This is a genomic window from Clostridium tunisiense TJ (genome assembly GCF_000300195.1).
Taxonomy (GTDB): domain Bacteria; phylum Bacillota; class Clostridia; order Clostridiales; family Clostridiaceae; genus Clostridium_J; species Clostridium_J tunisiense.
Genome location: NZ_AMQH01000018.1, coordinates 122,786 through 137,243 on the forward strand (window position 1 = coordinate 122,786; position 14,458 = coordinate 137,243).

14 protein-coding genes and 1 other annotated feature are annotated in these 14,458 nt (G+C 30.2%); of the genes, 8 read left to right on the top strand and 6 right to left on the bottom strand.

The window, feature by feature from the left end; all coding sequences use genetic code 11:
* Positions 1 to 20: 20 nt before the first annotated feature.
* Positions 21 to 428 carry a DUF4363 family protein gene (locus tag C661_RS0118585; protein WP_017416843.1) on the top strand — a complete coding sequence of 136 codons (408 nt, stop codon included), beginning with the start codon at positions 21 to 23 and terminating at the stop codon, positions 426 to 428.
* A 152-nt stretch (positions 429 to 580) separates the two neighbouring features.
* Positions 581 to 1,528 carry a class II fructose-1,6-bisphosphate aldolase gene (fba, locus tag C661_RS0118590; RefSeq protein ID WP_017416844.1) on the top strand — a complete coding sequence of 316 codons (948 nt, stop codon included), beginning with the start codon at positions 581 to 583 and terminating at the stop codon, positions 1,526 to 1,528.
* A 174-nt stretch (positions 1,529 to 1,702) separates the two neighbouring features.
* On the opposite strand, the gene C661_RS22335 is transcribed toward fba, so the two are convergent.
* Positions 1,703 to 2,017, bottom strand: coding sequence for a YciI family protein (locus tag C661_RS22335; RefSeq protein WP_017416845.1), 315 nt, complete (start codon positions 2,015 to 2,017; stop codon positions 1,703 to 1,705).
* Positions 2,018 to 2,025: 8 nt separating this feature from the next.
* Entirely contained in the window at positions 2,026 to 3,060 is a 1,035-nt protein-coding gene (locus C661_RS0118600) for a nucleoid-associated protein (RefSeq protein WP_017416846.1), read from the bottom strand.
* A 341-nt stretch (positions 3,061 to 3,401) separates the two neighbouring features.
* Here C661_RS0118600 and C661_RS0118605 point away from each other — a divergent pair, with 341 nt between their 5' ends.
* The 5 genes from C661_RS0118605 (at position 3,402) to leuS (ending at position 8,877) form a co-directional block, all read left to right on the top strand.
* The gene (locus C661_RS0118605; RefSeq protein ID WP_017416847.1) at positions 3,402 to 3,950 is read left to right on the top strand and encodes a class IV adenylate cyclase; all 549 of its coding nucleotides are present in this window, start codon (positions 3,402 to 3,404) and stop codon (positions 3,948 to 3,950) included.
* A complete protein-coding gene (locus C661_RS0118610; protein WP_017416848.1) occupies positions 3,950 to 4,831 on the top strand; it encodes a DUF5685 family protein in 882 nt (293 codons plus the stop codon). Before C661_RS0118605 ends, C661_RS0118610 begins: the two co-directional genes overlap by 1 nt.
* Positions 4,815 to 5,393: a J domain-containing protein gene (locus C661_RS0118615; protein WP_017416849.1), complete on the top strand. Its 579-nt coding sequence runs from the start codon at positions 4,815 to 4,817 to the stop codon at positions 5,391 to 5,393. The genes C661_RS0118610 and C661_RS0118615 overlap by 17 nt, the downstream gene beginning before the upstream one ends.
* A 220-nt stretch (positions 5,394 to 5,613) precedes the next feature.
* Positions 5,614 to 6,111: a hypothetical protein gene (locus tag C661_RS0118620; RefSeq protein ID WP_017416850.1), complete on the top strand. Its 498-nt coding sequence runs from the start codon at positions 5,614 to 5,616 to the stop codon at positions 6,109 to 6,111.
* An 82-nt stretch (positions 6,112 to 6,193) separates the two neighbouring features.
* Positions 6,194 to 6,395 (top strand) — a binding site (T-box leader).
* 43 nt (positions 6,396 to 6,438) lie between these two features.
* On the top strand, positions 6,439 to 8,877 hold the full coding sequence (gene leuS, locus C661_RS0118625; RefSeq protein ID WP_017416851.1) for a leucine--tRNA ligase: 2,439 nt from the start codon (positions 6,439 to 6,441) through the stop codon (positions 8,875 to 8,877).
* A 190-nt stretch (positions 8,878 to 9,067) separates the two neighbouring features.
* On the opposite strand, the gene yjbM is transcribed toward leuS, so the two are convergent.
* Positions 9,068 to 9,859, bottom strand: coding sequence for a GTP diphosphokinase (gene yjbM, locus C661_RS0118630; protein ID WP_017416852.1), 792 nt, complete (start codon positions 9,857 to 9,859; stop codon positions 9,068 to 9,070).
* A 401-nt stretch (positions 9,860 to 10,260) separates the two neighbouring features.
* On the opposite strand from yjbM, the gene C661_RS22340 reads away from it, so the two are divergent.
* Positions 10,261 to 11,184 carry a DUF2225 domain-containing protein gene (locus C661_RS22340; RefSeq protein WP_017416853.1) on the top strand — a complete coding sequence of 308 codons (924 nt, stop codon included), beginning with the start codon at positions 10,261 to 10,263 and terminating at the stop codon, positions 11,182 to 11,184.
* Positions 11,185 to 11,275: 91 nt separating this feature from the next.
* Here C661_RS22340 and C661_RS0118640 read toward each other — a convergent pair whose 3' ends face one another.
* The 3 genes from C661_RS0118640 to C661_RS22955 all read right to left on the bottom strand — a co-directional run bounded on the left by C661_RS0118640 (position 11,276) and on the right by C661_RS22955 (position 14,225).
* Entirely contained in the window at positions 11,276 to 11,962 is a 687-nt protein-coding gene (locus C661_RS0118640; protein ID WP_017416854.1) for a metallophosphoesterase, read from the bottom strand.
* Between the two features lie 11 nt (positions 11,963 to 11,973).
* Positions 11,974 to 12,237, bottom strand: a complete 264-nt coding sequence (locus C661_RS0118645) for an EscU/YscU/HrcU family type III secretion system export apparatus switch protein (RefSeq protein ID WP_017416855.1) — start codon at positions 12,235 to 12,237, stop codon at positions 11,974 to 11,976.
* A 179-nt stretch (positions 12,238 to 12,416) separates the two neighbouring features.
* A complete protein-coding gene (locus C661_RS22955; RefSeq protein ID WP_017416856.1) occupies positions 12,417 to 14,225 on the bottom strand; it encodes a hypothetical protein in 1,809 nt (602 codons plus the stop codon).
* Between the last annotated feature and the right edge of the window lie 233 nt (positions 14,226 to 14,458).

Genomic DNA, 14,458 nt, shown 5'->3' on the forward strand with positions numbered 1-14,458 from the left:
ACCTAAAGGAGATATTTGACATGAGAAATATAGTTGTAACTGTGGTTGTTTTCTTGATTATGTGCTTCTGTCTTTTTTTTGCTAGTCAATATATAATATTAACAAGCGATAAATTATTAGATGTAGCAAACAAAATGGAAAATAACATCGTAGATGAAAAATGGGATGATGCTTACATTCACTCCTTTGAACTACTAGATATTTATGAAGGCCATGTTAGACATATGACGGTATTTGTAAACCATGCAAACGTAGATGTTATTTACAGTGAAGTAATTAAACTTACCCAGTATTGCAAAGAAGAGGATAAGGCTGAAGCTCTTGCTACTCTTCATTTAATTAAAACACTACTTCAAGAAGTAAGGCAAATGGAAAAGGTAACCATTAACAATATTTTCTTTATTAAATGCATTCCTAAAATTATATAGTAATGCAATATACTTAACAGTGTTTTATTAATAAAATAACTTTAAACTTTTATAAATTATATCTATATTAGTAGAAATTGTAATAAACATGATTTATAATAAGGATATAGTAGTGGTAAACATTACATAAATAAATGAAGGGTGGAGTAATTATGGCATTAGTAACTACTAAAGAAATGTTCCAAAAGGCCTTTGAAGGTAAATATGCTATTGGAGCTTTTAACATCAACAACATGGAGATAATTCAAGGAATTATTGATGGCGCAAAAGCTCAAAATTCTGCAGTAATTCTTCAGTGTTCTTCAGGAGCTATTAAATATATGAGACCAGAATATTTAAGACATATGGTACTTGCTGCTGTAGAAGAAAGTGGTGTGGATGTAGCATTACATTTAGACCATGGTGATTCCTTTGAACTTTGCAAAAAATGCATAGATATTGGTTTTACTTCCGTAATGTTCGATGGTTCTCATTATGATTACGAGGAAAATATAAGATTAACAAAGGAAGTTGTTGATTACGCTCATTCAAAAGGAGTAGTAGTTGAAGCTGAACTTGGAAAACTTGCTGGAGTAGAGGATGAGGTTAAGGTTGCAGCTCACGAAGCTACTTACACTGACCCAGACCAAGCTGTAGATTTTGTAAAAAGAACTGGAGTAGACTCTTTAGCTATAGCTATAGGTACTAGTCATGGTGCATACAAATTTAAAGGTGAAGCAAAGCTTGACTTTGATAGATTAGAAACTATAACTAGAAAACTAGAAGAAGCTGGTATTTATAACTATCCAATCGTTCTACATGGAGCATCTGCTGTAGACCCAGTTTATGTTGAAATGTGTAATAATAACGGTGGAGAAATAAAAGGTGCAAAAGGTGTACCTACTGAAATGTTAAGAAAAGCAGCTTCAATGTCAGTTTGTAAAATAAATATGGATACTGACTTAAGACTTGCTGTTACTGGTACTGTAAGAAAAGTTTTTGCTGAAAAACCATCTGAATTTGACCCAAGAAAGTATCTTGGTGAAGCAAGAAAAAATCTTCAATCATTAGTTGAAGATAAAATCAAAAACGTTTTAGGTTCTGTTGATTCAATGAAATAATAAAAAAACCTTAGTAAGTGTTCTTACTAAGGTTTTTCACTATGACTTAAAACTATATATCAACTTATACATACTTCAAAAATTAATGCTTTAAAATTTTTGCATATGACTAAAGCAAGCTACTTCGGAAGTCTCTATACTTTTAGTGAATTTTATAATTTTAACCTATTATCATTAAGATTTAAGAGATATTTTGAAATTGTAAATGCTACCTTCCATTATTCCCTCTTTAATCCCTGGATCGTTATTCATTAAATTTTTGGCCTCCTCTTCTGTATAGGCCTTAATAATTACTAATTCAACATCACTTTTTTCAGTTACACAGGTATCACCAGCCATAATAAGCTTACCCTCACTTAACAAGTTTTTAAGGTACTTAAAATGATTTTCCAGAGTTTTTCTATGATTCTCTCTCCAATTTTCTTCTTCTCTTAACCTTGCAGTAACCTTAAGTGCATAAATAAATTCTTTTTTACTATTTCTTAGCATTATCTCACCTACTTCTCAACATAATTAGAAATATGTTTTAATATCATATTAATGCTACCATCACCATTTCTTTGAATTTCAAATCTGTTTATATCGTGATATGCCTCTTCTGATATATATATGTCAATATCTTTATCTATTTTTAGTCTTATTCTTTTCAACTTTTTTTCTACCCATTCTTTGTCTACAGGTATACTATCCCCTAAGCCTGCTTCTGTTGCAAAATTAACAAAACTTTCTTTTATTTCTGGCTCCTTAAAAACCTCTTCTGAGAACTTTTGCACATCTATAATATCTTCTTCTTTTAGTTTCTTCTTTATCTCTCTTCTAACCTTCTCCTGTTTATCTGCATTTTCATTTAAAGCACTTTGAGTCCACTTTTCAGCTACTTTTACAAAGTTTTTAGTTTGATCTCTTTCATTATCTATAACTGTACAACCTAAATAACTATCTATAAAATAGTTTGAACCATAGTCTTCATTGTTTTTACTTTTTTTCTGCTTATCAATTACCATTAAATCATACTCATTATCTTGGTTCATAGCTTTTATAAAAGCACATTTTTGGATTCTTGAACTACTTGCTGGTAATCCTGTAAACTGAGGAATAATATTAATTCCTATTCTATCATCTACATATTCTATATTGTGCAAATAATTCTTTATATAATCCATTTTAAAGATACCTAAAAACATCCCAAACTCTGTGGAAAAAGATACAGTTACAAGATCACAAGAAGGGACATTTCCCTTTGACCTCATTAAAATAAACATCTGACGTGCAAGTTCCTTGGAAACGTCTAAAATATTGTTTTCTCCATTTAAATATTCTTGTGATAAATCCTTTACTATATTTCTTTCTTTATTAAAAAATGCATATTTCAACTCTTCATCCTTTAAACATCTTTGAATATGTTTTAATAGAAAATCATAGGTTTCTTCATTTAAATCTAATGCAAATTCATTTAAAATTGGTTCATCAGCATTATTATCCAAAATATGAATAACTGCTTCTCTAAGATTAACCTCTTTAATGTACTCCAAAAGTACCCCTCCTTAGTAATTATAGGGAATTAGAGTATCTTTATAATGTCAAAGATACTTTGATTCCTTTAAGGCTTTCAAACTAATCAATACCAAACTTAATTATACATTTTTTTGCACTGATATTCTATAGTATTATAGCTATGTTTAAATTATATATGGTATAATGTGACTAATTTAAAATTTTTATTGGGCTATCCTTGGATTATTATAAAACACTAAAACAATACTTATACACCTTATGAATCCTTATAACTGATACAATTAATTATAAATCTAAGGTAGTGTTTGGTTCATATTTTAAACATTGAATATATAATAAAATTAAAGGAGTGTTTTCCTTGAAAGAAATGGAATTAAGAATAATCAAAATTGATGTAGATGGCATTAGAAAGAAACTTAATGAAATTAATGCAGTTAAAGTAAAGGAAGAAAATCAAATAAATAATATTTATGATTTTCCAGATAGAAGGCTTTTAAATAATAAAGGCTACGCACGAATTAGAGTTGTTGAAGATATGTTAAGCAATAACAACATCAACTATATGACAACTAAAAAGCTTTTGAGCCAAGAAAAATATAAGGTCATGGAAGAAAGAGAAAGTAAAATTGAAAGTGCTGAAGAAGGCGCTTTAATCTTTCAGGCTTTAGGATTAGAGCTAGTTCAATCTATAAAAAAGTATAGGGAAAGTTATAGATATAAAGATTCTTTAATTGAAATTGATATCAACGATAAAAGTTTTTGTCCTTTTCCTTACATTGAAATTGAATCTTCCTCTGAAGCTGAAATTGAAGAAATAGTGGTTCTTCTTGGCTATACTATGAATGATACTACTTCAAAAACTATTTTTGAAATTTTAAATATGGAAGGAATAATAAAGGGACTATAATGTTTGGATATGTAATGCCATGTAAAATGGAGTTGAAAATAAAAGATTATGAAAAATTTAAGGCTTATTATTGTGGTTTGTGCCTTTCCCTAAAAAATAATTTTGGTAACATCTCTAGATTTGCTCTTAATTATGATATGACCTTTTTAGGAATTTTACTTGATTCTTTAGATAAAAGCAAAAATTCTTATATAAATAACGGTTGTATTGCTCATCCTATAGGTAAGAGACTGAAAGTTATTAATAACCATGCATTAAATTACGCTGCTTTTTGCAATACTTCTTTAATGTATTTTAAACTTCTTGATGACTATGAAGATAATAACTCTCTTCATAGTAAAATGTTATCTCTGCTAATTAAAAAATATGTTAATACTAGTGATAATGCATTAAATCCACTAATAAAGTATATGGAAAGTAAGTTAAATGAACTTTATTCTTTAGAAAAATCTGTGGAAATCTTTAGTATAGACGAAATTAGCGACAAATTTGCTGATTTAACTGGTTTTTTAATTTCTTACTACTATAAAGATGAGGAGTTTAAAGATGCTCTATATGATTTAGGTTATAATTTAGGTCGTTGGATTTATATAATAGATGCCTATGATGATTTAGAAGAGGATATGAAAAAAGGTAAATTTAATGCTATACATAAAGTTTTTAATACAGAAAACAAAGGTTATGAGGAATTTATTAGTTGCATCAGTGAAAGAGTTGAATTCAATTTAATTCTCAGTGCAGATAGTTGTTTTCGATGTCTAGAAAAATTACCATTGGAAAAAAACAAAGAATTATTATATAATATTTTACAATTAGGTTTAATGGAAAAAATGGAAAGAATTAAGATGAGGAGTGAAGTAAAAAATGAGAAATCCCTATGAAGTATTGGGTGTAACACAAGGTGCCTCTGAGGAAGAAATAAAAAGAGCTTATAGAGAGTTAGTGAAAAAGTATCATCCTGATAAATTTTCTGATAATCCACTTCAAGACCTTGCAGAAGAAAAGCTTAGAGAAATTAATGAAGCTTATGATGCATTAATGAAGAATTTTCAAGGTTCAAATTCAGGCTATGGCGGAAATTATGGTGGAGATAGTTCCTTCCAAGAAATTAGAATGGAAATTAACAGAGGAAATTTAAATGGAGCTGAAGCAAAATTAAATGCTATTTCAAACCGTACTGGAGAATGGCATTTCTTAATGGGCATGATCCACTTTAGAAAAGGCTGGTTTGATAGTGCCCATAGATTTTTTAATACTGCTTGTAGTATGGATCCAAACAACTTTGAATATAGACAAATGTTAAATGAGCTTAGTCAAAGACAAACTTCCTACAGACAGAATTACTATGGCAGAAAAGGTGGAAATGATGACATGTGTAATATGTGCTTTAAAATTTGGATGTTGGACACCTGTTGTGAATGTATGGGTGGAGACTGTATATAGGATTTTCAACCTTGTTAAATTAATGAATATATAACTTAAATTATTAGGTATTTAAGCTTTGGCATCTGAAGTAAGCTAGCACACTTAGAATAGCTAAGAACCTTTTACGAACTTTAAGGTTTTTTATCTCTCTGCTAGCTTTCTATTAAATTTAGTTAGCTTTAGGCTATACTAATTTCACGATGCCTAAGTTTTTTATTTTGGAAGGGATGGTAATACATTGAATAATAAGTCATCTTATATTGCTAAAGGTGGTCTTTTCGTTACCTTGACTCTAATAGTACTTTATTTAACCACCATCTTAAAATTTAACACCTTATTCATGTTAGGGGTAGCCTCTGCTATTATACCTCTAGCCCTAATAACTACGAGTTTAAATAATTCTATCTTAGTATTCATTGCATCCTCTATATTGTGCTACTTTTTAGTTCCTGTAAAGTCTGTATGGATGCTATATACTCTTCTCTTTGGTCCTTACGGAATAGTTAAGTTTCTTTTGGAAAGACTAAGAAATACAACCTTAGAAATTCTTTTAAAACTGCTTTATTTTAACTTATTAACCTTTTTAAATTTTTATCTTTACAAAAGATTATTTGTACCAAATTTCACTTTAAATTATAATATAGTATTAATACTAATTGGTGTTCAATTTGTCTTTTACTTATTTGATTATGCCCTTACAGTTTTTATTAATGCAATGAGAAAATACAAACTGTAAAGTTTATTCACCAATAAATAACCTTTAGATACCATTGACAATGTGTAAGTTTTAATCTATAATTTTAATAACAATTTAACAAATTATTGCATTGATTAGAAGTAGTAATATCTTATTTATTTTCAGAGAGCTGCAGTTTGGTGTGATGTAGTAGTAGAGGGATATGAACTTGTCTATGAGCTTACCTGTGAAAAGCAGGTACGGTTTAAACCGTTATATTTTTAAGAGAGATTCTATGAATCTAATTAGAGTGGTACCGCGGAACTATGGCTTTCGTCTCTTCATTGAGACGAAAGCCTTTATTTTTTTATATAGGAGGAAAAGATTATGGCAAAATACGGAACAGCTGTTGATAAAAAGTGGCAGCAAAAATGGGAAGAAACCAACCTTTATAAATTTGATGAAAATAATATTGATAAAAAGCTTTATGTGTTAGAGATGTTCTCTTATCCATCTGGAAGCCAGCTTCATGCTGGACATTGGTTTAACTATGGACCAGTGGATTCTTGGGCAAGAATGAAGAGAATGCAAGGATATAATGTGTTCCAGCCTATGGGATTTGATGCTTTTGGATTACCTGCAGAAAACTACGCAATTAAAACAGGAATTCATCCAAAAGACTCCACAGAAAAAAATATTGAAACCATGGAAAAACAATTAAAAGCTATGGGTGCTATGTTTGACTGGGATCATGAAGTTGTAACTTGCAGACCTGATTATTATAAATGGACTCAATGGTTATTTGTAAAATTATTCGAAAAAGGGCTTGCTTATAGGAAAAATGCTCCTGTAAACTGGTGCCCTAGTTGCAATACAGTTTTAGCAAATGAGCAAGTGGTAGACGGTGCTTGCGAAAGATGTAGCAGCGAAGTTACAAAGAAAAATTTAACTCAATGGTTCTTAAAAATCACAGATTACGCAGATGAATTACTTGATATGATTGATACTCTTGATTGGCCAGAAAAAACTAAAGCAATGCAAAAACATTGGATTGGAAGATCTACTGGCTCAGAGGTAACTTTTAAAGTTCAGGATTCCGATTTATCTTTCAATGTATTTACTACAAGAGTTGATACTCTATTTGGAGTTACCTATGTGGTTCTTGCTCCTGAAAACGAGTTAGTTGATATGTTAACTACTGAAGAAAATAAAGCTGCAGTAGAAGAATACAGAGAAGCTGCTAAAAAACAATCAGAAATTGAAAGGCAGTCCATTACCAGAGAAAAAACTGGTGTATTCACGGGTTCTTATGCTATAAATCCTATCAACGGAAGACAAGTTCCTGTTTGGATTGGAGATTACGTTTTAAACACCTATGGAACTGGTGCTGTTATGGCTGTGCCAGCTCATGATGAAAGAGACTTTACTTTTGCTAAAAAATATAACTTACCAATAGAAAGAGTTATCGAAGGCGGTGAAGAGCTTCCTTACACAGAGTATGGTCCAATGGTTAATAGTAGCGAATTTAATGGTCTTGAAAACGAAAAGGCTAAAGAAGCTGTAGTTTCCAAGTTAGAATCTCTTGGGTTGGGTGCTAAAAAAGTTAACTATAGATTACGTGACTGGTTAGTTTCTAGACAAAGATATTGGGGTGCTCCTATCCCTGTGGTTCATTGTGAAAAATGCGGTATTGTAGCTGTACCTGAGTCTCAGCTTCCTGTAGAGCTACCTTATGATGTTGAATTTGCACCAGATGGAAAGTCCCCGCTTACAAAATGTGAGGAATTTATTCATACTACTTGCCCAACTTGTGGTGGTCCAGCTCACAGAGATGCTGATACTTTAGATACCTTTGTTTGCTCATCTTTCTACTTCTTAAGATATGCAGACAACAAAAATACGGAAAAAGCTTTCGATACGGAGCTTATTAACAAAATGCTTCCTGTGGATAAATATGTAGGTGGCCCTGAGCATGCTTGTATGCATTTACTTTATGCAAGATTTATTACTAAAGCTCTAAGAGATATGGGTTATTTAAACTTTGATGAGCCTTTCCTATCTCTAACACATCAAGGTTTAATTTTAGGACCTGATGGACTAAAAATGAGTAAATCAAAGGGAAATACAATTTCTCCTGACGATTACATCAAAGAATTTGGTTCTGATGTGTTTAGAATGTATCTAATGTTTGGCTTTGGCTACACTGATGGTGGTGCTTGGAGTGATGATGGCTTAAGAGCTATTGCTAGGTTTGTAGATAGGATTGAAAGAACAGTTGAAAATGGTATAGCAGAAGCTTCAAATCAGGAAAATAATAAAACTTCAATTGAAGCACCAGAAAAAGAATTAAACTACTGGAGACATTTTGCTATTAAAGGAGTTTCAGAAGATGCTGAAAAGCTTCAGTTTAACACTGCTATTGCTAGACTTATGGAACTTACCAATGCCCTTTCAAAGTATCTTAATGAGGAAGTTAAAAATTCTAGTTTCTTAAAAGAAGTATTAGTAGATTATATAAAACTTCTTGCTCCGTTTGCGCCTCACTTCAGTGAAGAGCAATGGGAAGCTCTTAAAATGAATTTCTCAGTATTTAATGAGAAATGGCCTATCTTTAACCCTTCTGCCTTGATTAAAGATGAAGTTGAAATTGCTATTCAGGTTAATGGAAAAATCAAAGCTAAAATAGATGTCTCAACCACTTTAGATGAGGAAGGCATAAAGGCAGCATCTTTAGAAAATGACATAATTAAAGCTGCTCTAGAAGGAAAGACTGTAAGAAAAGTCATTGTAATAAAAGGAAGACTAGTTAATATAGTTGCTAACTAATGTAAAAAGGTGAGATTATAAAGTTTTATAATCTCACCTTCTCTATTTATTAATTATTTTCCACACCTACTGTATTGGTAAAATTGTCCACAGTAAACCCTCTATTGTAATTATATATTTCTTAAGATTTATCCAATGAATTTTTCATAGCCTATCTAATCTATCCCTATAATCTACAATAATTATTAGGCTATAGTTTGTATCTCTCCAAAACTCTCTTTGTAGCTTCTAGTAAGCTTGTCAATTCAAATACCTCTCCCACTTCCAACAGTTTATTTAGCTGTTCTGTAAATCTAGATGCTTCTGCAATTTTCCCCAGTGAAGACAAAGTTAAAATATTCTCCATTATATTAGTAACTAAAGAAGACTTTACTTCAAATAACTTTTGAGCATCCTTTATTTCATCCTTAATGGTAAGCATCTGCTGATCCAATTGAAAAGCTGCATCAGCTGCATTTTTAAGTTTTCCTCTAACATCCGTTGGAATATTATGCTTATACTTGTAATTCAATGAGTGTTCTACTGTAGCCCAAAAGTTCATGGCTAGAGTTCTTATTTGAAACTCTGCTAAAACCTCTGTCATACCATCTGCCATATTAACAGGATATTTAATAATCATGTGATAACTTCTGTACCCACTAGGTTTAACATTTGTCACATAATCCTTTTCATATATTATTTGCATGTCTTTCCTTTGCCTTATAAGGTCTACTACCTTATCTATATCGTCTACAAATTGACACATGACTCTTAATCCTGCAATATCCTCCATCTCAAAATGAATTCTATCAATGGGTATATTAAACTTATTAGCTTTTTCTAGGATACTAGAAACCTCTTTCACCCTTCCAGTAACAAATTCTATAGGTGAATATTCATTCTTTCTTCTTAACTCTCTTCTTATACTTCTGAACTTAACTTTTAACTCCTCTACTGCTTGTTCATATGGGATTAAAAACTTTTTCCATTCAATTATAGCCATAACTTTTCATTCCTTTGCCAACTAAGTACTACAGGTAATCATATTTAAAATTGTTTACATACTCTTTTGATTACCATGGGACTTTGAAAATTACTATATTAAAAATTCTACAAACACTTTAAAACTAAATACATAAAATATTATATCACAAGATTGACAATAAAAAATATAATTGAATATTTTTGTTTTAATTCCAATAATTATAATATTATAAATTGTACTAAAATATATACTAACTTTCATTATAATATTAACTTCTTATTAATTTATACGATAATTAATAGTATAATAATTATAAGTATATTAACTACCAATTATTTTAATTCATTAATTTTCTCACATAGAAATTAATAATGACATTTATATATATAAATTTGATAATAGCATTACAGGAGGGTTCTATGAGTGAAATTTTTAATGGTCTAGAAGAACTAGGCTTCAAGAAAATAGATATAGACGATATTTATGGAAAAGACAAAGAAAAAATTAAAGTGGCACAAAAGCACATCTCCGAAAAAAACCCTTTATATCTTACTACTGTTTGTTGCCCAGTATGTGGTAATAACTATAAAGAAAAGGCTGTTAAATCTTCCAGTTCTAGAATCGCATCTAAAGATACAGATTTATTTATAAGATATGATATTATAAATCCCTATTTTTATGAAGTTTGGATCTGTAATAAGTGCGGTTACTCAGCTTTAAAGGTAGACTTTCCTAAAATAAGAGAAGGCGAAATTGAATTGATTTCGGAGAAAATAACTCCAAAATTCAAACCTAAAATATATCCTGAGTTTTATGATTTAGATATTGCTATAGAACGATATAAGATGGCTTTAATCAATGCAGTATATATGGAATCTAAGTGGAGTAAAAAAGCCATAATCTGCTTAAAGCTTGCATGGATGTACAGACTTATGAATTCTGAAAACGGTAAAGAGATGGAGCGAGTGTTTTTAAAAGAAGCAGTAAAAGGACTAGAGGAGGCATATATGAAGGAATCTTTTCCTCTCTACGGAATGGATAACCTTACAACCATGTATCTTATTGCTGAAATCCATAGAAGACTTGGAAATCATTCTGTAGCATTAACTTGGTTTAGTAACTTAATTACCTCTAAAGGTGTAAAGCCTAACTTAAAGGAATTAGCAAGAACCCAAAAGGATCTGGTTAAAGAGGAACTTTTGCTTATGAAAAAGCTTGAGTTAAATGGGGAATTATTGAATGATGAAAGTTTTGACTTACATCATGAAGATAAATTAGAAGGTTCTGAAGATAACATTAAAATGAGTACTCCAAAAAAGTCCTTTTTTAAACTATTTAAATAGTCAGAAGGCTTAATATCTTCATGATTTTCCAATTAACATTAATAAAAAAGATAATTTAACTAAAGAAGGACCAGTAATTTAGTCCTTTTAGTTAAATTATCTTTTTTGGTGTAAAATTAATATAGTCACAGGAAGTGAGAATGTATTCTACATCCTCCTTTACCCCTTCAAATACATTATTTAATCCATATCCATGCAGATGACCATAAATAACTTTTTCTACTTCATAATCTCTAAGTATATCAATAAACCCTGTATCTTCACAACCTTCATTAGTAGGAGGGTAATGTAGCATAACTATAATTTTGCTATACCCATCTTTTTTTGCCATATCTAAAGATAAGGTTAATCTTATGAGTTCTCTTTCATATACCTTTTTATCATGTGCAGTAAACTTAGATGAACTTGGTGTTATCCATCCCCTAGTACCACAAATAGCATAATCCTCATAGGTAAAAAAGTTATTTTGAATAAAATTCATATCCTCATACATAGAATTTAACTTTGTTATACTGGTCCACCAATAATCATGGTTTCCCTTAACAAATATTTTTTTACCTGGTAGCTTGTGTATAAATTCTAAGTCTTCTCTTCCATCTTCCATTCTCATGGACCAAGATATATCACCGGCAACCAAAACTGTATCTTCTTCTTTTACTATATTGATCCAATTTTCCTGAATTTTTTCGTGATGCTTAAACCACTTGTCTCCAAACACGTCCATTGGCTTATCACCAGTCAATGCTAAATGAAGATCTGATATTGCATAAAGTGCCATTATCCTATCACCTACTTTTTCATGTTGTTGTCTATATCCATTACATATGCTATTACCTTAGCTACAATATCATAGAGTTCATAAGGTATCTCATCTCCAATATCAACCTTAGTAAGCATATCTGTTAATTCCTTATTATAAACTATAGGAACTTTATTTTCTTCTGCACTTTCTATTATTTTGTCAGCAATTCTACCCACGCCGGCAGCAGTAACTCTTGGAGCTGAACTATTCAAATCATACTTCAGCGCAGCTGCTTTTTTTCTTTCATTCATTAAACCACTCCTATAAACAATAAAATACTCATGAGCATTTTATTTATTTAATGAAACCACCCTTTTAATAACAATTATTTATTAACATATTTATTGCTACATGACAATATAATATTTTCTTTAATTCCCAGTAGCAACTCTTTATTAAAGATAAATATAAAAACTTAAATTGACCTTTTTTATACCACAATATTAATGGCCGTAATATCTTCATCAGAAAAAAACTCTCTACAATTACTCAAGGAAAACTCAACTTTACGCTGATTTACTGAAACATTGAAAACATGATTTTCATCTCCTAAATCCATTAAGAGCTTTTCCTTGTACACGTCTAAAGCTTTCACAAAAGTCTTATCTGCCTCTATTCGAATTGTTACACTATTGTTAATAACTGAAATATACGCATCAACGGTATTCATATTAATTGTGCTAATGCTAGTAGCGATTTTAATATTTTTTGAATCTAATTTTTTACCACTTGTTCTTTCATCCTTGATTACTAATTTGCAATCATATTGATTCTCCTTAACATTCATAGGAATGTTTAAATAATAATAATCATTATTTAGAGTATTAAACATCTTAAACTCTTGAAATTTACCTTCTAAATTTTGAAATACTTTATTTACAGTATTATTATTTTCTTCGGTAAACTTTAATAAATCTAAAAGATTGTTTTTCAATATTCCTAATTTATCCTTAATTTCCTCTTTCACCATGACTTCTGTAGCTAAGAAAGTCTTTTCCTCCATAGCTTTACCTTTCAATTTAAGTGGTAAAAGTTGCTCCTCTTGAGTCTTATCAGAAACTGAGGGTTTTGAAACTTCTATATCCTTATTATTCAAGGAAGTGCTTTTTAACTGCTCCCCAATGTGATTATCTGAATCCTTAATTTTAGAGGTATTAGTTTTAGTTTCCTTATTTTCTTTTGTTTCTCCCAATAAAACTTTCTCTTCATTTTCTATACCTTTTGCATCATTTCCTAAGACTTTAGATTCACTATTACTGCCTTTTTCAGCTAAAAATAATTCATCACTGCTTAAAATCCCCTTGTAAGAGTTTACTTCTTCAGTATTACTAGCATTAAAAGTAATTACTTTTGTTCCACTTGTTTCCTTATCATTTAAAGCTGCTGAGTTATCTTTAAACCCAACTACCTTAGTTTCTATCTCATCTCTTTTTCCAATACTATTATTATCTGTTATTTCTCCATTTATATTTGCTATAGAACTATTTTTCCCATTGTGATTACCAGTTTGTCCTACTAAAGCTTTAATTTCCTCTAAATCTTTAAATATATTCATACTAGGGGATATGATTTTATTAAAACCCCTTAGATTATCTTCAGTCAAGGGAATCTTACTTTCCTTCAAAGTTAAAATGCTGTTTAAATCTAATTTTTTTGCTTCGTTAAAGAACCCCTTTAAAGTTTCCTTAATGGTCTGCCCTTTTAAACTATCTGATTGAACCCCTTTAGAATTTAAATATTTGTCAATAAATAAATTCTCTTCTTCCGATGAAGACTTTATTTTGCTAATAAAATCTGAAAGTGCCTTGATTTCTTTAAAGCTTTCCTCACTAATAGGAATATTAAACTTTATCATGGCTTTTATAATTCCCATATCTTCTTTTTGAAAAGAAAACTTTATTCTTCCTATTAAATCCTTCAATATGTTATCTTCATTTTGCTCTTTAGTAAATTCTTGGTGTTCAGGTTTTCTCTCTAAAATTTTTATATTAAGTTTTCCATCCTGAAAACTATCTACTGCAAACTTTAACAAATAATTGTCTAAAGGTCCGTTCAGAGCACCTTCTATCTTTGCTGGGAAGGTTCTTCCATCTAATAGTCTTAATATTACTTCTGAAGTATTTCCATCAAGTTTTAGCACTCTAGCTACAAAACTGTCTCCTTTTTTAAAAGTAAGCTTATTTAAATCTTGTTTGGTACTTTGATTCTGTACCATATTTATTTTCCAAATTCCAGACATAAAATCACCTCTTCCCCACTTTAGTATAATATATTAGTTTAAAACTTCAAAGTACTATCTCTTTCTTTATCGTAATTCTATGTTTAATACTTAAATTTAATAGTAACCAATATAATTTTCAATTAGTTGTTAGTATAGGGTTCCATGATAGAATTTTAACTTATTCATCTTCATAAACCCTTAAGGGAACCAGGGTAGGACTAATGTATAAGTTAAGTTTTAACTCTGGTTCC

What these genes read in the sequence shown, in the direction of transcription:
- C661_RS0118585 (WP_017416843.1), top strand. Translation starts at nt 21, where the DNA reads ATGAGAAATATAGTTGTAACTGTGGTTGTTTTCTTGATTATGTGCTTC.
- fba (WP_017416844.1), top strand. Translation starts at nt 581, where the DNA reads ATGGCATTAGTAACTACTAAAGAAATGTTCCAAAAGGCCTTTGAAGGT.
- C661_RS22335 (WP_017416845.1), bottom strand. Translation starts at nt 2,017, where the DNA reads ATGCTAAGAAATAGTAAAAAAGAATTTATTTATGCACTTAAGGTTACT.
- C661_RS0118610 (WP_017416848.1), top strand. Translation starts at nt 3,950, where the DNA reads ATGTTTGGATATGTAATGCCATGTAAAATGGAGTTGAAAATAAAAGAT.
- C661_RS0118615 (WP_017416849.1), top strand. Translation starts at nt 4,815, where the DNA reads ATGAGAAATCCCTATGAAGTATTGGGTGTAACACAAGGTGCCTCTGAG.
- leuS (WP_017416851.1), top strand. Translation starts at nt 6,439, where the DNA reads ATGGCAAAATACGGAACAGCTGTTGATAAAAAGTGGCAGCAAAAATGG.
- yjbM (WP_017416852.1), bottom strand. Translation starts at nt 9,859, where the DNA reads ATGGCTATAATTGAATGGAAAAAGTTTTTAATCCCATATGAACAAGCA.
- C661_RS22340 (WP_017416853.1), top strand. Translation starts at nt 10,261, where the DNA reads ATGAGTGAAATTTTTAATGGTCTAGAAGAACTAGGCTTCAAGAAAATA.
- C661_RS0118640 (WP_017416854.1), bottom strand. Translation starts at nt 11,962, where the DNA reads ATGGCACTTTATGCAATATCAGATCTTCATTTAGCATTGACTGGTGAT.
- C661_RS0118645 (WP_017416855.1), bottom strand. Translation starts at nt 12,237, where the DNA reads ATGAATGAAAGAAAAAAAGCAGCTGCGCTGAAGTATGATTTGAATAGT.
- C661_RS22955 (WP_017416856.1), bottom strand. Translation starts at nt 14,225, where the DNA reads ATGTCTGGAATTTGGAAAATAAATATGGTACAGAATCAAAGTACCAAA.